The sequence below is a fragment of the Planococcus lenghuensis genome, from assembly GCF_001999905.1.
Classification (GTDB): domain Bacteria; phylum Bacillota; class Bacilli; order Bacillales_A; family Planococcaceae; genus Indiicoccus; species Indiicoccus lenghuensis.
In genome coordinates, this window is the sequence record NZ_CP019640.1 from 1146726 (window position 1) to 1164550 (window position 17825).

The 17825-nt window shown below is 47.8% G+C and carries 19 protein-coding genes and 1 riboswitch; of the genes, 18 read left to right on the forward strand and 1 reads right to left on the reverse strand.

Annotated features, from left to right (window positions below):
• The first annotated feature begins 45 nt into the window (after nucleotides 1-45).
• Nucleotides 46-948: a 5'-3' exonuclease gene (locus B0X71_RS05885; RefSeq protein WP_077588558.1), complete on the forward strand. Its 903-nt coding sequence runs from the start codon at nucleotides 46-48 to the stop codon at nucleotides 946-948.
• On the opposite strand, the gene B0X71_RS05890 is transcribed toward B0X71_RS05885, so the two are convergent.
• Nucleotides 945-1463, reverse strand: a complete 519-nt coding sequence (locus B0X71_RS05890; RefSeq protein WP_077590910.1) for a C39 family peptidase — start codon at nucleotides 1461-1463, stop codon at nucleotides 945-947. The two genes, B0X71_RS05885 and B0X71_RS05890, sit on opposite strands and share 4 nt — an antisense overlap.
• A gap of 200 nt (nucleotides 1464-1663) precedes the next feature.
• On the opposite strand from B0X71_RS05890, the gene B0X71_RS05895 reads away from it, so the two are divergent.
• The 17 genes from B0X71_RS05895 to sufU all read left to right on the forward strand — a co-directional run bounded on the left by B0X71_RS05895 (nucleotide 1664) and on the right by sufU (nucleotide 17805).
• Entirely contained in the window at nucleotides 1664-2584 is a 921-nt protein-coding gene (locus tag B0X71_RS05895; protein ID WP_077588559.1) for a proline dehydrogenase family protein, read from the forward strand.
• Between the two features lie 158 nt (nucleotides 2585-2742).
• Nucleotides 2743-5127: a 3-hydroxyacyl-CoA dehydrogenase/enoyl-CoA hydratase family protein gene (locus B0X71_RS05900; protein WP_077588560.1), complete on the forward strand. Its 2385-nt coding sequence runs from the start codon at nucleotides 2743-2745 to the stop codon at nucleotides 5125-5127.
• A gap of 25 nt (nucleotides 5128-5152) precedes the next feature.
• On the forward strand, nucleotides 5153-6328 hold the full coding sequence (locus tag B0X71_RS05905) for an acetyl-CoA C-acetyltransferase (protein ID WP_077588561.1): 1176 nt from the start codon (nucleotides 5153-5155) through the stop codon (nucleotides 6326-6328).
• Between the two features lie 29 nt (nucleotides 6329-6357).
• On the forward strand, nucleotides 6358-8145 hold the full coding sequence (locus B0X71_RS05910) for an acyl-CoA dehydrogenase FadE (RefSeq protein ID WP_077588562.1): 1788 nt from the start codon (nucleotides 6358-6360) through the stop codon (nucleotides 8143-8145).
• A gap of 75 nt (nucleotides 8146-8220) precedes the next feature.
• Nucleotides 8221-8574, forward strand: coding sequence for an arsenate reductase family protein (locus B0X71_RS05915; protein WP_077588563.1), 354 nt, complete (start codon nucleotides 8221-8223; stop codon nucleotides 8572-8574).
• A 66-nt stretch (nucleotides 8575-8640) separates the two neighbouring features.
• Nucleotides 8641-9021 carry a glycine cleavage system protein GcvH gene (gene gcvH, locus B0X71_RS05920; RefSeq protein WP_077588564.1) on the forward strand — a complete coding sequence of 127 codons (381 nt, stop codon included), beginning with the start codon at nucleotides 8641-8643 and terminating at the stop codon, nucleotides 9019-9021.
• Nucleotides 9022-9173: 152 nt separating this feature from the next.
• Nucleotides 9174-9500 carry a ribonuclease M5 gene (locus B0X71_RS05925; protein WP_077588565.1) on the forward strand — a complete coding sequence of 109 codons (327 nt, stop codon included), beginning with the start codon at nucleotides 9174-9176 and terminating at the stop codon, nucleotides 9498-9500.
• Between the two features lie 16 nt (nucleotides 9501-9516).
• Nucleotides 9517-9828, forward strand: a complete 312-nt coding sequence (locus B0X71_RS05930; RefSeq protein ID WP_077588566.1) for a thioredoxin family protein — start codon at nucleotides 9517-9519, stop codon at nucleotides 9826-9828.
• A gap of 55 nt (nucleotides 9829-9883) precedes the next feature.
• A riboswitch (SAM riboswitch) is annotated at nucleotides 9884-9988 on the forward strand.
• Nucleotides 9989-10078: 90 nt separating this feature from the next.
• Complete coding sequence (locus tag B0X71_RS05935; protein WP_077588567.1) at nucleotides 10079-11104, forward strand: methionine ABC transporter ATP-binding protein; 1026 nt, start codon at nucleotides 10079-10081, stop codon at nucleotides 11102-11104.
• Nucleotides 11097-11765: a methionine ABC transporter permease gene (locus tag B0X71_RS05940; RefSeq protein WP_156889800.1), complete on the forward strand. Its 669-nt coding sequence runs from the start codon at nucleotides 11097-11099 to the stop codon at nucleotides 11763-11765. The genes B0X71_RS05935 and B0X71_RS05940 overlap by 8 nt, the downstream gene beginning before the upstream one ends.
• 62 nt (nucleotides 11766-11827) lie before the next feature.
• A complete protein-coding gene (locus B0X71_RS05945; protein ID WP_077588568.1) occupies nucleotides 11828-12637 on the forward strand; it encodes a MetQ/NlpA family ABC transporter substrate-binding protein in 810 nt (269 codons plus the stop codon).
• Nucleotides 12638-12806: 169 nt separating this feature from the next.
• Nucleotides 12807-13412, forward strand: coding sequence for a hypothetical protein (locus B0X71_RS05950; protein ID WP_077588569.1), 606 nt, complete (start codon nucleotides 12807-12809; stop codon nucleotides 13410-13412).
• Nucleotides 13413-13658: 246 nt separating this feature from the next.
• Nucleotides 13659-13787 (forward strand): YuzK family famiily protein, encoded by a 129-nt coding sequence (locus B0X71_RS21545; RefSeq protein WP_269750102.1) that lies wholly within the window; start codon nucleotides 13659-13661, stop codon nucleotides 13785-13787.
• Between the two features lie 260 nt (nucleotides 13788-14047).
• Complete coding sequence (gene sufC / locus B0X71_RS05955; protein ID WP_332309475.1) at nucleotides 14048-14830, forward strand: Fe-S cluster assembly ATPase SufC; 783 nt, start codon at nucleotides 14048-14050, stop codon at nucleotides 14828-14830.
• A gap of 20 nt (nucleotides 14831-14850) precedes the next feature.
• Nucleotides 14851-16155, forward strand: coding sequence for a Fe-S cluster assembly protein SufD (gene sufD, locus B0X71_RS05960; RefSeq protein ID WP_077590912.1), 1305 nt, complete (start codon nucleotides 14851-14853; stop codon nucleotides 16153-16155).
• On the forward strand, nucleotides 16155-17384 hold the full coding sequence (locus B0X71_RS05965) for a cysteine desulfurase (RefSeq protein ID WP_077588571.1): 1230 nt from the start codon (nucleotides 16155-16157) through the stop codon (nucleotides 17382-17384). Before sufD ends, B0X71_RS05965 begins: the two co-directional genes overlap by 1 nt.
• A complete protein-coding gene (sufU, locus tag B0X71_RS05970) occupies nucleotides 17374-17805 on the forward strand; it encodes a Fe-S cluster assembly sulfur transfer protein SufU (RefSeq protein ID WP_077588572.1) in 432 nt (143 codons plus the stop codon). Before B0X71_RS05965 ends, sufU begins: the two co-directional genes overlap by 11 nt.
• Nucleotides 17806-17825 lie beyond the last annotated feature (20 nt).

Genomic DNA, 17825 nt, shown 5'->3' on the forward strand with positions numbered 1-17825 from the left:
TTTATAATTGGAATAAGCGACTTAATTATTGGAGGATCTTTAAGAATGAATAAACCACATATATTGTTAGTTGACGGTATGGCTGTCCTGTTCCGGAATTATTTTGCGACAGCAGCTGTAAATCAGTTTATGCGCACACCTGAAGGACTGGCGACGAATGGCGTACAGGGATTTGTCCGTCACGTACTGACAGCAAAGACACTGATGAAACCGACCCATATGGCCGTGTGCTGGGACATGGGCGCCATTACATTCCGCAATGATCTGTTTGATGGCTATAAAGCCAATCGGCCGGCGCCGCCTGAAGATATGGTGCATCAATTCGATTTAGCAAAAGAAATATCTGAACAGCTTGGCTGGCAGAACTACGGAAAAGTGGGAATTGAAGCGGATGATTTCATCGGTTCATTTACGGAACAGTGGAAGGGTGATGTGAAGATCACCATCATCAGCGGGGATAAGGACCTGCTGCAGCTGCTGTCGCCGGATGTCAGGGTTTCATTCATGAAAAAAGGCTTCCATGTCTATGATCATTACACGGAAGCCCGGTTTCGGGAAGAGTATGAAATTGAGCCGATCCAATTTGCGGATGTAAAAGCGTTCATGGGAGATGCCAGTGATGGCTACCCGGGTGTAAAAGGAATTGGACCGAAACAAGCATTGCAGTTCATCAAGGCGTACGGAAGCGTGGAAGGCGTGCTTGAAGCGATCGATGACTTGAAGCCGGGGCAGCGAAAGAAAATTGAAGATCAGCTTGATATGCTGCATTTATCAAAAGAACTGGCGGAAATCCGCCGGGATATTCCACTGGATGTACAGCTGGCTGATTTGCTGATGCCGACTTATTCAGCCGAATTGGTTTCCATACTTGAGCAGCGGGGGCTGGGCCTCGTCGCCCGGCATATAGAAAAAATATCCGGTGCTCCTGTCGAAGATCCGTTTGCTTAAGAAAGGGAGTCAACAGGAACGATTTTCACGAAAGACAACACATCCCGGTTTCGTTTCCACGAAGTCTTCCGAAGCCGGCTTTCTCTGCCGCGCCCCCCGTTATCATGAAAGAAAAGGGTGACATCATCTTCTTCATCATGGAAGCCGACCAGCGGAACCCAATGATAGCGGTATGCCGGTTTCTGGAACCAGCGGAATGAAAAATGTTTATCAAATTTCATGGCAACCGGCCGACCGGCCAGAAGTTCCTGTTTGACATCCTCCAGCGAAACAGCTTTTGCTATGTGATAGCGGGAACCGAGCGACCTGCGGAGCCGGCGAATCATCCGCCAAGTGAACAGCCCGATTCGCGTGCCGCCGATCTGTTTATAAAAATCGTCGACTACAATTTGGTTTTTTTCATGATGCTGCAGAATGACTGCCACAGTGACAGGGCCACAGGCTGATCCCTGCAGCCGGGGGTGAATGGCAGCGTCATATTGCGACTGGCCGCGGAAAGGAATAAGTGTTTCCATGTGGTTCACCGCCTGATTAAAAGTATTTCCTGCTTTTACAATAAGGAAAAACACCGTTTTATTCAATAAGGAAGACCTGCAGAAAAATTCAAAAAAGAGAAAAGGTTTTTTCCTATACTGCGGTCAGTTATGAATGCTAGAATAGTACCATATACGGATGTACTATTGTGCGGTCGTTGGCCGTCGTGGGAGGTAAGGACATGGTTGAAGAAACAATGAGAGATTTTTTTCTGTTTTTATCGAAAAACAAAGCGATGACAAAAGCGGCTAAGAAGTACGGTCATCAGTTCGGAGCAAAACGTTTCGTTGCAGGTGAATCAATTGAGGAAGCGGTACGTACGATCAAAAACCTCAATGCAGAGGGCCTTCCTGTCACAATCGATTACCTCGGTGAATTCGTTGACTCGGTTGAGGAAGCAAAACACATGGCGGATAACTGCATCGAGGCGATTCATGCGATCGGCCGTGAACACCTCGACTCTCAGATGTCTCTAAAACTCACGTCGATGGGGCTTGATATCTCGGATGAAGTTGTCTTGAACAATATGCGGCGTATTCTTGACGCTGCTACTGAAGAAAATGTGTTTGTGACAATCGATATGGAGGATTATGAACGCTGTGGCAAGACACTCGACGTTTTTAAGCAGCTGAAGTCCGAATACGAGAATATTGGTACTGTCATCCAAGCGTACCTGTACCGCACAGAAAAGGATGTCGAAGAGCTGGATGCATACAATCCAAACCTGCGCCTTGTAAAAGGGGCGTATAAAGAATCTGTGGAAGTGGCATTCCCGGTTAAAGCGGATGTTGATGAGAACTTCAAGAAAATCATCAGAATGCACTTGCTGAACGGCAATTATACAGCGATCGCGACGCACGATGATGCGATCATTGAATATACGAAAGCGCTTGTAAAAGAACACGATATTCCGCTGGACCGGTTTGAGTTCCAGATGCTTTATGGAATCCGGATTGACCGGCAGCGTGAACTTGCCGCAGAAGGATATAAGATGCGTATTTATGTGCCTTATGGAACAGACTGGTACGGCTATTTCATGCGCCGTCTCGCAGAACGACCGGCAAACGTTGCTTTTGTGGCGAAAGGCATAATTAAGAAATGACCAGAACCGGCCGGGTAAATTCCCTGGCCGGTTTTTTTGCCGATTAAATATTGCGAAAAAATGAAATATGAATTACACTTAATGGCATAACGATCCATTTATTTTTTTTGGTGTAAAAATGAATGAGTGTTCATTCAAAAATTTGGGAGGGCTTGACTGTGGCGTATCAAATCAAAAAAGCGGCTGTTCTGGGATCAGGAGTCATGGGGTCCGGAATCGCGGCACATCTTGCGAATATCGGAATTCCGACATTGCTGCTGGATATTGTACCGAAAGAACTCGCAGCCAATGAAGAGAAAAAAGGACTGACACTTGAAAGCGGGGAAGTCCGAAACCGGCTTGCACAAGGAGCGCTTAAAAAACTAGGGAAACAGAAACCGGCACCGCTTGCTGCAAAAAAGAATCTGCAATTGATCACGCCGGGCAACCTGGAAGATGACCTCGATCAATTGAATGAAGTGGACTGGATTATTGAAGTCGTTGTCGAGAATCTCGATATCAAAAAGGACTTATATGAAAAAATTGATCAAGTGCGAAAACCGGGAACGATTATCTCATCCAATACGTCCGGTATTTCAATTGAAGCAATGGCGGAAGGACGCTCAGAAGATTTCCGGAATCATTTTCTCGGTACCCATTTCTTCAACCCGCCGCGTTACCTGAAGCTATTGGAAATTATTCCGACGCAGGCGACAAAGCCGGAAGTCGTGGAATTCATGACGACGTTCGGGGAAGATGTCCTTGGGAAGGGCGTTGTGCTTGCAAAAGACACCCCGAATTTCATCGCTAACCGCATCGGTACTTACGGGTTGCTGATTACAGTCCGTGAAATGGTCAATAGAGGGTACTCTGTCGGTGAAGTAGATTCAGTGACCGGGCCGCTGATCGGACGCGCTAAATCGGCAACTTTCCGAACACTCGATGTCGTGGGATTGGACACATTCCTGCATGTTGCCAAGAACGTGCACGATTTGACGGAAGGCGAGGAGCAGCAAGTATTCAAAGCGCCGGACTTCTTGAAGAAAATGGTGGAGAATGGCTGGCTCGGCGCGAAATCCGGACAAGGGTTTTTTAAGAAGGAAGGCAAGGAGATCCTGGAGCTGGACCCGCAGACATTCGAATATTCACCCGCCAGAAAATTGAAAACGCCTTCACAGGAAGCTGCCAAACAGCAAAAGGGGCTTGCGGCAAGAGTCCGGACGCTCGTTTATGCGGATGACCGCACAGGTGAACTGCTCTGGAATATCATGTCGCCGACACTCCGTTACTCGGCGGAACTGCACGGCGAAATAGCGGATGATATCGTGGCCATCGATAATGCAATGAAATGGGGCTTCGGCTGGGAACAGGGGCCGTTTGAGGTCTGGGATGCCATCGGTGTTCAAAAATCGGTTGAGAAAATGAAAGAAGAAGGACATAGCGTTCCGGCGTTCGTTCAAGCACTGCTCGACAAAGGGTTCGATTCTTTTTATAAAGAGGAGAATGGCGACCTTTATTACTTTACGGGGACAGACTATGCCCCGGTGCCGTTCAATGAAAAGGCAATCAACCTGAAGCGTTATAAGAAAAAGCACGGGGTGATCAAATCGAATGCCGGGGCAAGCCTGATCGATCTTGGGGACGAAATTGCCCTGCTGGAGTTCCATTCCCAGTCGAATGCCATTGGACCGGATATTGTTCAGATGATCAATTTCGCTGTGGAAGAAGTCGAAAAGAATTATAAAGGGCTTGTCATTGGTAACCAAGGAAAGAACTTCTGCGTCGGCGCCAATCTCGGCATGATTCTGATGGAAGCGCAAGACGATAATATTTTTGAGCTGGACTATACGGTCCGCGCATTTCAGAATGCCATGCTCAAGATTAAATACAGCGAGAAGCCGGTTGTCGCAGCACCATTCGGCATGACCCTTGGAGGCGGTGCGGAAGTCTGTCTGCCGGCCGCACACATCCAGGCATCAATGGAGACATATATGGGACTTGTTGAAGCGGGCGTCGGACTGATCCCCGGCGGTGGCGGCAACAAAGAACTGTACGCTAAGCATTTAAAAGGATTGCCGAATAATGTTGCATTGGATTATACAAATATCGCAGCCAATGTGTTTGAAATGATTGCCACGGCAAAGGTTTCCACTTCAGCCGAAGAAGCGCGGGAAAATAATTTCCTGAATTTTACGGATGGAATCAGCGCCAACAGCGATCATTTGATCTATGATGCCAAACAGGCGGCACTTGGTCTGTTCGAAGGCGGTTACAAGCCGCCGGCCCGGGAAAAGATCCCGGTGGCCGGAGAACCGGGCTATGCAGCCATGCTGCTCGGTGCACAAGGCATGCTGGAATCGAAGTACATCAGTGAATATGATTTGAAAATCGCAAAAAAGCTTGCTTATGTTCTGGCAGGCGGCAAATTGCCATATGGCACTGAAGTGGATGAGCAGTACTTGTTGGATCTGGAACGGGAAGCATTTTTAAGTCTTGTTGCCGAACCGAAATCCCAGCAGCGCATGCAGCATATGCTGCTGAAGGGCAAACCGCTGCGCAATTGATCGAGAAACTGAAGGAGGAACTATCATGCGAGAAGCAGTAATTGTGGCCGGCGCACGGACGCCGGTCGGAAAAGCGAAAAAAGGTTCCCTGGCTACGGTACGTCCGGATGATTTTGGGGCATTGACAGTCCGGGAGACATTAAAGAGAGCAGGGGGCTATGACGGGCCAATCGATGATCTGATCATTGGTTGTGCCATGCCGGAAGCGGAACAAGGGATGAATATCGCACGCCCGATTGGTGCGTTGGCAGGTCTTCCGGACACCGTGCCGGCGGTGACAGTCAACCGCTTCTGTTCATCCGGTCTCCAGACGATTGCTTATGCGGCAGAACGCATTATGATCGGCTCTGCACAGGCGGTTCTTGCCGGCGGCGTTGAATCGATGAGTATGGTGCCGATGATGGGAAATGTTATCCGGCCGAATTCGAAGCTGGCAGAAGATGCCCCTCAATATTATATGAGCATGGGGCATACGGCTGAGCAAGTGGCTTCAAAATATGATGTCAGCCGGGCGGATATGGATGCCTTTGCTGCTCAGTCTCATGATCGGGCAGGTTCAGCGATCAAAGGCGGAAGGTTTGACCCTTCCATCGTGCCAGTTGAAGTGACGAAGCGGTACATTGATGAAAATAACCGATTGCAGGAGAAGACCTTCATATTTAAGACGGATGAAGGCGTGCGGCCGGGAACGACCGCTGAAACCCTTGGTGGATTGCGTGCGGCATTCTCTGCCCGCGGCAGTGTCACAGCTGGCAACTCCTCTCAAACGTCAGATGGAGCAGGCACGGTTCTTGTCATGGATCGGGAGAAAGCGGAAGCACTCGGACTGAAACCGATTGCGAAATTCCGTTCTTTTGCAACAGGCGGTGTACCGCCGGAAGTGATGGGGATCGGCCCGATTGTGGCTGTGCCGAAAGCACTCGAAATTGCGGGTCTTTCGATAGAGGACATCGATCTTTGGGAATTGAATGAGGCTTTTGCTTCCCAGTCATTGGCGGTTATCCGGAAACTCGGGCTTGATATGGATAAAGTGAATGTGAATGGCGGCGCCATTGCGCTCGGCCATCCGCTCGGCGCAACCGGAACGATTTTGACACTTCGTCTCATGGATGAACTTAAACGGCAGGGCAAGCAATTTGGCGTTGTAACGATGTGTATCGGCGGCGGTATGGGTGCTGCTGGCGTATTCGAAATGCTATAAGCAAAATATACGATATGGAGTGATCAATAATGGCAGAAACAGCAAACAAAGGTGTTATTAAAGGCGGAAGCTTTTTGATTGATGACGTGGATGTATCCCGCGTCTTCACACCGGAAGATTTTACGGAAGAGCATAAAATGATTGCTAAGACGACAGAGGATTTCGTGGCAAAACAAGTGATGCCGGTTCACGAAAAACTGGAGAACCATGAATTTGAATACTCGGTAAAACTGCTGAAGCAGGCAGGCGAGCTCGGTCTTCTTGGCGCTGATGTGCCGGAGCAGTACGACGGCCTTGGTCTGGATAAAGTGGCTTCCGCACTCATCGCTGAAAAAATGTCTGTCGCTGGCGGATTTTCCATCTCGCATGGCGCGCATGTGGGCATCGGCTCACTGCCGATCGTTCTCTTCGGGAACGACAGCCAAAAAGAAAAGTATTTGCCGAAGCTTGCGACAGGTGAACTCCTTGCTGCTTATGCATTGACAGAGCCAAGCTCAGGATCTGATGCATTGGGTGCCAAGACCACAGCAAAGCTGAATGAGGCGGGCACTCACTACGTGCTGAACGGTGAGAAACAGTGGATTACGAATGCGGGATTCGCAGATGTTTTTATTGTTTATGCAAAAATTGATGGTGACAAATTTTCAGCATTCATCGTTGAACGCAAATTCCCGGGTGTATCAGTCGGGCCGGAAGAAAAGAAAATGGGCATCAAATCATCTTCAACGCGCACTTTGATCCTGGAAGACGCGGAAGTGCCGGTTGAGAACTTGCTCGGCGAAGCTGGACGCGGCCACGTCATCGCGTTCAATATCCTGAACATCGGGCGCTACAAGCTCGGCGTGGGTACCATCGGTGGTTCGAAACGCGCCATGGAAGTGACGATTCCGTATACGAACCAGCGTCAGCAGTTCAAGACACCGATCTCGTCATTCAACCTGACACGTGAAAAGCTGGCGACGATGGCAGCCCGTCTGTACGCCGTTGAAAGCTCCGTCTATCGGACGGTCGGCTTATTTGAAGACCGGATGAGCCAGTTCAGTGATGAAGAGCAAGGAAACGGCAGTCTTGTCGCTGAATCGATTGCCGAATACGCAATCGAATGCTCCCTGAATAAGTTCTTCGGCACAGAAGTGCTGGATTATATCGTCGATGAAGGAGTCCAGCTTCATGGCGGTTACGGATTCATGCAGGAGTACGAAATTGAACGCGCCTACCGGGATTCCCGCATCAACCGGATTTTTGAAGGGACGAACGAAATCAACCGTCTGCTGGTGCCGGGCACATTGCTCCGCAAAGCCATGAAAGGCGAATTGCCGCTTCTGCAGGAAGCTGAAAAACTGCAGGGTGAACTGCTGACGATGATGCCGGAAGAAATCGGCGTTGAGGCGCTTGAACAGGAAAAGTACCTATTGAAAAATGCGAAGAAAATCGCCTTGCTGGCTGCCGGACTGGCTGCACAGCGCTACGGTACGAAACTGGAAAGCGAACAGGAAGTACTTGTGAACATTGCTGACATCGTCTCGAATGTCTATGCAATCGAATCGGTTGTGAAACGGACTGAAAAAGCGATTCAGAATACCGGCATTGAAAAAGCTCAGCAGAAATTGCTGTACACGCAAATTTTCACACAGGAAGCATTCGATGCCATTGAAAAAGATGCGAAAGAAACATTGATTGCAGCTGCTGATGGTGACAACCTGCGCATGATGCTGTCGGCTCTCCGCAAGCTGACACGCTCTACCCCGTATAATGTCATTGCAAAAAAGCGGGAAGCGGCTGTTAAATTGATCGAGGCAGAAAAATATATCGTTTAAGTTTCAAAGAAAACGCAGCCAGTGTGCTGCGTTTTTCTCCTTTCTGCTACACTATTAAAGAAAGGAGTGAGCAAGATGGTGACATTTTATTCGTATCCGAAATGCAGCACATGCCGCAAAGCAAAAAAATGGCTGGACAATCATGAAGTGGCCTATGAAGAGATACATATTGTGGATTCGCCGCCTTCTAAAGAAGAGATCCGGGCCTTCTATCAAAAGAGCGGTCTGGATTTGAAGAAGTTTTTTAACACCAGCGGCATGAAGTACCGGGAGCTTGGTCTGAAAGATCGGTTGAAAGACATGGGTGAGGAAGAGCAGCTGGAGTTGCTGGCATCGGACGGCAAGCTGATAAAACGGCCGTTAGTCGTTAGCGGAGATCAGGTGACTGCAGGATTTAAGGAAGAGACATTCAGCCAGGCTTGGAAATGAAAGTTGTATTTCCAGTAGGGATATGGCAAACTGAAGCTGTAAGAGTACATAGCTGGAGGTGTTTGGATGAGCGTACCAACAGAACTTCGTTATTCAAAAGAACATGAATGGGTGAAAGCTGAAAACGGGACTGCCCGGATTGGCATCACACAGTTTGCACAGGAAGAATTGGGAGATATCGTATTTGTTGAGCTTCCTCAAGTGGGCGATGAATTGACTAAAAACGAACCATTCGGCAGCGTCGAATCGGTAAAAACAGTTTCTGAGCTGTATGCACCTGTAAGCGGCAAAGTCGTTGAAGTGAACAGCGGGCTGGAAGACAGTCCTGAACAGGTCAACGAATCGCCATATGAGCAGGCGTGGATGGTTGTGGTGGAACTTTCAGATGAAACGGAACTGGAAGAGCTGATGGATTCAGATGCTTACAATGAAATGATTGCAGGATAATAAAAAAGCGCTGATTTCAGCGCTTTTTTCCGTTCCCAGAAAGAACTGGAGGCAAACAAGTTTCTTTACTTCGATATCAAGGTATTGTATAACATAAGATGCTGCCTGAGTAATGAGCCATTTGAATGTCGTTCATGTAGGAAGTGGAGAAAATGGATAAAGTGATCATTGTCGAAGGACGCTCGGACAAGACGAGAATCGAGCCGCTCATCGCTGAACCGGTGACGATTCTCTGCACGAACGGCACTGTAAGCGCAGTCCGGCTTGAGGAATTACTTGCTCCTTATGAGGGATTGGATCTGATTGTGCTCGTGGATGCGGACAAGTCTGGGGAATCACTTAGAAAACTGTTCAAAAAGGTGTTCCCGGAAGCGCGTCATGCCTATATCGACCGGTCTTACAAAGAAGTGGCGGCAACACCGGTCCGGATTCTTCTGGACGTGCTGATTGGTGCTAATGTCCGAGTGAATACGCTTTAAACTGAAGGTGAAGCAGATGGAAGAATGGACCCACCAGGAGTGGATGAAAACAAAAAATAAAAGCAGATATACTGCGTTTTATTTATATACACCAATGTGCGGAACTTGTCAGGTGGCTTCCCGGATGCTGCATATAGTCAAGGAAATGCTGCCGTCTCTGACACTCGGTAAAGCAAACCTGAACTACGTCCAGGAAGTAGCGGAGTTGTATCAAGTGGAAAGTGTTCCTTGTCTGCTGCTGACTAAAGACGGCAAATTGCAGGAAAAGGTCTATGCGTTTCAATCCGTACCTTTTCTTTATGAAAAACTAAAAACGTTTGACAGATAGTTCCCTGCCTGATATATTGGTGTTCTGACTGAGACAATTTACAATTTCATATCGTTTCTTATCAAGAGAGGTGGAGGGATGTGCCCGATGAAGCCCGGCAACCGTCATGCAAATGAAATGGTGCCAATTCACACAAAACGAAAGTTTTGGGAGATGAGAGAACGGGTACTTATATTAAATTAAAGTTGCCCTTCTGCTCATAACAACGAGCAGGAGGGCTTTTATTATGGTAAACAGGAGTGTCTTGCAAATGATTGAGTTGAAGAACCTGACGAAGCGGTTTCAGACGGATAAAGGCGTTCTCACCGCTGTGGATGATGTCAGTCTGTCCATTTCAAAAGGAGAGATATTCGGCATCATCGGATATAGCGGCGCCGGAAAAAGCACGTTGATCCGGCTGCTCAATGGGCTTGAAAAACCCACTGCCGGTTCGGTGGATATCCAGAATAGAAAGATTTCAGCAATCCGGGGAGTTGAATTGCGGAAAGCGCGCCAGAAAGTCAGCATGATTTTTCAGCACTTTAACTTGCTGTGGTCACGCACTGTTAAAGAGAATATTGAGTTCCCCCTTGAAATCGCAGGTGTATCCAAGACTGAGCGCAATGCCCGGGCATTGGAATTGATAGAACTGGTGGGCCTGACCGGCCGGGAGAATGCCTATCCGTCCCAGCTTTCTGGCGGTCAGAAGCAGCGTGTGGGCATTGCCCGCGCGCTCGCAAATGATCCGGAGGTATTGCTGTGTGATGAAGCGACTTCTGCCCTGGATCCACAGACAACCGACTCCATCCTCGATCTGCTTGTAAGCATTAATGAACGGTTGGGCCTGACCATTGTGCTGATCACCCATGAAATGCACGTAATCCGGAAGATCTGTCACCGGGTGGCGGTCATGGAAGCCGGTAAAGTGGTTGAACTTGGAGATGTGCTGAGTATTTTTCAAATGCCGCGTGAACAGATCACCAAGCGATTTGTCGCGCAAGTGACGGAAGCGGAAGATGCAAGTGAAACCATCCGCCATCTTCGGGAAATTTATCCGGCCGGCGAACTGGTCAAGCTCGGATTCATCGGCGATCAGACAGAACAGCCGGTTCTGACAGAACTGATCCGGAAGTTTCCTATTGAAGTCAACATCGTGCAGGGGAATATTTCCCGTACGCAACGCGGAGCTTACGGAACGCTTATGTTGCAGCTGAAGGGTTCTGAAGAGGAGATCCGGGCAGCGATTGCGTTTCTGGAAGACCGGAACGTCCGGACGGAGGTGATGACGGGTGTTTGAAACATTTTTACCAAACGTGGATTGGGCAGATATGTGGGAAGCAACGGTTGAAACACTCTACATGACGGCCATGGCCACATTTTTCACATTTGTGTTCGGTTTACTGCTGGGTATTCTGCTGTTCCTGACAAGCCCACACCAAGTATGGGCTAATAATATTGTGAACTGGTTGACAGGCGCGTTCGTCAATATCTTCCGGTCGATTCCATTCATTATCCTGATTATTCTGCTGATTCCGTTTACGCAGATTCTTATTGGAACGATTCGCGGACCTAATGCAGCTTTGCCTGCATTAATCATTGGTGCTGCGCCATTCTATGCCCGAATGGTACTGATTGCTCTCCGGGAAATCGACAGAGGAGTGATCGAGGCCTCCCGGTCGATGGGTGCGACAACGGGGACCATTATCCGGAAAGTGCTGCTTCCGGAATCGATGCCGGCTCTCGTATCCGGAATTACTGTAACGGCCATTGCGTTGGTCGGGTATACAGCAATGGCTGGCGTCATCGGTGCCGGCGGCCTTGGAACTTTGGCCTTTCTCGATGGATTCCAACGAAGCCGGGAAGATGTTACGTTGACAGCTACCGTGCTGATTCTGATTATTGTATTTATCATCCAGTATATCGGGGATTTTACTGCGTCCCGCTTAGACAAACGCTAGTTTCGGATTTGATCCGTTATTATAGACTATAAAAGAAAAAACAAAAGGAGAGTTACTAACTTATGAAGAAATTTGTAGCAGGAACTGTATTGAGCGGACTGGCATTGGCCGGCTGCGGAGCAACCGGAGCAGATGAAGAGACGGAAGTGCTGACAGTAGGCGCGTCAAACGTCCCACATGCGCTCATCCTTGAAGAAGCGGCACCGCTTCTGGAAGAACAGGGCATTGACTTGGAAATTGAAACGTATCAGGATTACATTTTGCCAAACCAGGATCTCGATTCCGGTGAAATAGATGCAAACTATTTTCAGCATGTTCCATATCTGGAATCACAGATAGAAGACTTCGGATATGAATTCGCCAACGCTGGCGGCATCCATATCGAGCCGATCGGCGTCTACTCACAGGAATATGATTCACTTGATGAGTTGCCTGATGGGGCGACAATCCTGATGAGCAATTCAGTTGCCGATCATGGCCGCATTTTAGCAATGCTGGAAGCGCAAGGCTTGATTACATTGGCGGAAGACGTTGAAAAAACGGAAGCTGAAGTAAGTGATATCGTGGAAAATCCGAAGAATCTGGTCTTTGATGCTGATTATGAAGCGGCACTTCTCGTGCAATTATATGAGGCCGGCGAAGGTGATGCTGTTCTCATCAACTCTAATTATGCGATCGATGCGGGATTGAACCCGATGGAAGATGCCATTGCACTTGAAGATTCCGATTCGCCTTATGCAAATATCATTGCCACACAAGCTGGAGACGAGAATAGCGAAAATATCCAGGCACTTGTGGACGTGCTGAAATCTGATGAGATTCAGGACTTCATTATCGAAGAATGGGGCGGCGCTGTCGTGCCGGTTGAATAATTGTAAAACAGAAACGGGGCTGCCCCGAAAGGTCATGAATTGAGACTTTTCGGGCGGCCTTTTTTGATTAAATTGTTAATTCTTTCAATTTTGTGAATGCTGTACTGTTGGATTTTCCTGTGATAATATGGATATGATGTAACAATATCGTACGAAGGGGGGATTTTGCATGAAAAAACTATTAGCAGTAGGCGTCGCAGCTTCATTAGTACTTGGTGCATGTGCTGAAGAAGAACCGACGGAAGAACTAACGGAAGAAGAAGTGGAAGAAACGACTGATCAGGTGGTCGAAGAAGAGACCGCTGAAGAAGAAGTCGTGGAAGAAGAAGCGACGGAAGAGGAAGTTGTAGAGGAAGAGGCAGCTGGAGAAGATGTAGCTCCTGAACTCGTCACTTTCTATCTAAATGTATCCCAGACAATCAATGCTGCTGATGCAGACTTGAATGCATTTGAAGCAGCCGCTGCCGATCCGGAAGTGCCGGCTGAAGAAGTGGAAGCTCTAAGAGAAGCGGCGATCGCTTCAGCTGACGCTGCAGCTGCAGCAGTGGAGGGTATTGAAATCCCTGAGACGCTTTCTGCAGAACAGGCAGAACTTGAGGAAGCTTTAACAGCTGTCCAAGAAGCATACGTTATGAAGTCCGAAGCTCTGACAGCAGGAGAAACAACATTTGAAGAAGCAAACGCTCGCTTTACTGAAGCGGATGAAATCTTCAATAGCGTTCTTGAAGAATACGGTCTTGCAGCATCCAGCCTTTTAAATGAAGTAAGCGGCTGATCACAGGAAGCCTGACTTTTGTCAGGCTTTTTTTAATTGTGCTTAGCAGCAATGCTGGCAGCAAGTTAGGTAAAAAGGTTTAAATTGCCGTAGACATGTGTAATCGGCAAAAAATAAGGGTATACTTATAAATGAAAGATTCACATTATTTAACCAGATTGAAAGGGATGATTCATTATTAGTTCTTCACAGTTTGAACGCACTGAGAAGATGGAACAGGCATTCAGAAGCAAGCACGGATTTGGGATGGATGAGTATCAGAAAAATCCTGAACTGATCATTGAAGTTGAAAAAAAGCGGGAGCAGGATTATGCCCAAGAACAGCGAATCGTCTCTAATTTAGAACGACAAGTTCACCGTGATGATATCGGATAAACATTTATAAGGAGTCAGTGCCTACAGGCACTGACTCCTTATTGGCATTCATTCTCAATTGGTTAAAATGAATGAAAAGTAAATCTTCTTTTTCAAAACAGGGAAAGTTAAATAAAACAGCGGGAAATCTTTACTTTTGCAAGAATTTCCGCTGTTTTTCTATTTGTCTCAAAGATTTGCTACTGACGGGTATTTCAGTTAAAATTAGAATGATACTAATTTAGAATGGTTTTTCCGTTCAACATACAATTAATGGAGGTATAAATATGTCAACTTTGGTTATCAAGGACCTGCACGTTGAGATTGAAGGCAAAGAGATTTTGAAAGGTGTAAACCTTACGATAAATACAGATGAAATTCATGCAATTATGGGTCCGAACGGGACAGGGAAATCCACACTCGCTTCAGCGGTCATGGGGCATCCGAAGTATGAAGTCACTTCGGGCTCTGTAACAATCGACGGTGAAGATGTACTTGAAATGGAAGTTGACGAGCGGGCGCAGGCTGGCCTTTTCCTTGCAATGCAATATCCGAGTGAAATCACAGGCGTAACCAATGCGGATTTCCTTCGCTCTGCCATCAACTCACGCAGAGAAGAAGGCGATGAAATTCCGCTTATGAAGTTCATCCGTGAACTGGATAATAAAATGGACATGCTTGAGATGGACCAGGAAATGGCACAGCGTTACCTCAACGAAGGATTCTCCGGCGGTGAAAAAAAACGCAACGAAATTCTTCAGCTCATGATGATTCAGCCGAAGTTTGCCATTCTTGATGAAATTGACTCCGGTCTCGATATCGATGCGCTGAAAGTCGTCTCCAAAGGCATAAATGAAATGCGCAGTGAGAATTTCGGCTGCCTGATCATTACGCATTACCAGCGTCTCCTGAATTACATCACACCGGATCACGTGCATGTCATGATGCAGGGACGCGTCGTGAAATCAGGCGGTCCCGAACTCGCGCATAAGCTCGAAAGTGAAGGGTACGACTGGATCAAAGAAGAACTTGGAATCGAAGACGAAACAGTAGGCCAAGCATAGTCGGAGGGGAGAGACGAATGGTGACGGTTGATACGAATGTAAATATGACCGAGCAGGAAGTACGTTCTTTCTCGGCTTCAAATAATGAACCGGAATGGTTCACGGAATTGCGTGCAGCGGCCTTCAGAAACTCGGAGCAGCTGCCGCTTCCAAAACCGGATAAAACAAAGATTGCCAATTGGAATTTTACAGACTTCCCGGTCCATAATACGGAAAGTGCGAAATTCAGCACATTGGAAGAACTGCCGGAAGAAGTTAAAGCGCTCGTTGGAACAGACCAGGAAAATGTCTATATCCAGCGGAATAACACACCTGCTTACACAGGGCTGTCCGAAGATCTGAAATCACAAGGAGTTGTGCTGACAGATATTTTCACGGCTGTCCGAGAGCATGGCGACTTGGTGCGCAAGTATTTTATGACAGAGGGCGTAAAACCCGATGAGCATAAATTGACTGCGTTACATGCAGCGTTGCTGAATGGCGGCGTGTTCCTGTACGTGCCAAAGAATGTTGTCGTCGAAGAACCGGTTCAAGTGATCTTTGTGCATGACGATGTGGATGCATCGCTGTTCAATCATGTGCTGATTGTTGCGGATACGAGCAGTCAGGTGACTTATGTGGAAAATTATATTTCCACTATTCCTCAGGCGAACGGTCTCGCGAACATCGTATCGGAAGTCATTGCAGAAGACAATGCGAAAATCACATACGGTGCTGTGGAGGTTCTGGCAGAAGGTTTCACATCTTACGTCAATCGCCGCGGGCTTGCGAAGCGTGATTCAAGCATCGAATGGGCGCTTGGGCTGATGAGTGACAGCAACACCATCTCTGAAAACACGACACTTCTAAAAGGTGATAATTCAGTTGGAGACACGAAGACAGTTGTTGTCGGGCGTGGTACACAAAAGCAGAATTTCACTACACAAGTCATCCACTGGGGCAAAAATTCCGATGGTCAGATTCTGAAACATGGTGTCATGAAGGATTCTTCATCTTCCATTTTCAACGGAATCGGTAAAATCGAGCATGGTGCGACAAAAGCAAATGCTGAACAGGAATCCCGTGTTTTGATGCTGAGCGAACGGGCACGAGGAGATGCGAATCCGATCCTTCTCATCGATGAAGATGATGTGACGGCCGGACACGCAGCTTCAGTCGGACGTGTGGATCCGCTCCAGCTTTACTATCTTATGAGCCGCGGGATCTCAAAGCAGGAAGCAGAACGCCTCGTCATCCATGGTTTCTTGGCGCCGGTCGTGAATGCAATGCCGATCGACAGCGTTAAAAGGCAGCTGACGGAGGTCATTGAAAGGAAAGTCCGCTAATGATTAACCCAGAAATCAAACGTTATTTTCCGATCCTGAACCAGGAGATCAATGGCCATCCGCTTGTGTACTTGGACAGTGCGGCTACATCTCAGAAACCGGTCCAAGTCATTGAAGCGCTGAAAAACTATTACGAATTGGACAACTCGAACGTACACCGGGGCGTTCATACGCTCGGCAACCGGGCAACTGAAAGCTACGAGGGTGCCCGCGAGAAAGTCCGCAAGTTCATCAACGCAGCATCGACACAGGAAATTGTATTTACACGCGGAACGACAACAACACTCAATACAATTGCTGCCAGCTACGGACGTGCTAACGTACAAGAAGGTGATGAAATCATCATTACGTATGTGGAGCACCATTCAAACATCATTCCATGGCAGCAATTGGCGAAAGAACGCGGTGCCGTATTAAAATATATTGACCTTGAAGAAGATGGCACGATCTCGCTTGAGCGAGTTCGGTCAGCTGTCACAGGTAATACGAAGATCGTTTCGATGATGTACGTTTCAAACGTGCTGGGCACAATGAATCCGATCAAAGAAGTAACAAAGATCGCCCATGAAAATGGTGCGGTGATGGTCGTCGACGGTGCCCAGGCGGCTCCGCACATGAAAGTGGACGTACAAGATCTGGATTGCGATTTCTTCGCTTTCTCGGGACATAAAATGTGCGGACCGACCGGTATCGGTGTCTTGTACGGCAAGAAAGATTTACTGAATGCCATGGAACCGATTGAATTTGGCGGAGAAATGATTGATTTTGTGGGGTTGTATGACTCCACATGGAAAGAACTGCCGTGGAAGTTTGAAGGTGGAACACCAATCATTGCCGGCGCTGTCGGCCTTGGCGCTGCCATCGACTTTTTGAACGAAATCGGTCTCGATGAAATCGAAAAGCATGAACATGAATTGGCAGCTTATGCAATGGAACGGCTCAGTGAAATTGACGGACTCTCGATATATGGTCCTGCTGATCCCGGCAAACGGGCCGGCATTGTGACATTCAACATTAATGATGTGCATCCGCACGATGTAGCTACTGTTCTGGATATGAATGGAATCGCAGTCCGGGCCGGCCACCATTGTGCTCAACCGCTCATGAAATGGCTCGAAGTTACTGCAACAGCACGCGCAAGTTTTTACATGTATAATGATAAGTCGGACATCGACCGGCTGACAGAAGGCTTGCGTACAGCAAAGGAGTATTTCAGCGATGTCTTTTAAGAATCTGGATCAGCTGTATCGCAGTGTTATCATGGATCATTATAAAACCCCGCGCAATAAAGGGGTCATCAATGATGGGGGCATCTCGATTGAGATGAATAATCCCACATGCGGTGACCGCATTCAGCTCTCCATGCAAGTGGAGGATGGTGTGGTGAAAGAAGCGAAGTTTGACGGAGAAGGCTGTTCGATCTCCATGGCTTCCGCTTCCATGATGACACAAGCAGTCAAAGGCAAAGAAGTAGACGAAGCCCTCAAATTATCCGAAATTTTTTCGGATATGATGCTAGGCAAAGAGTACGATGATTCAATCGATCTCGGTGACATCGAGGCGCTGTCCGGCGTATCGCAATTCCCAGCCCGTATCAAATGTGCAACGCTGGCTTGGAAAGCAATGGAACAAGGCGTCGAGAAGTCTTAATAATAGAATGGGGGAACGAT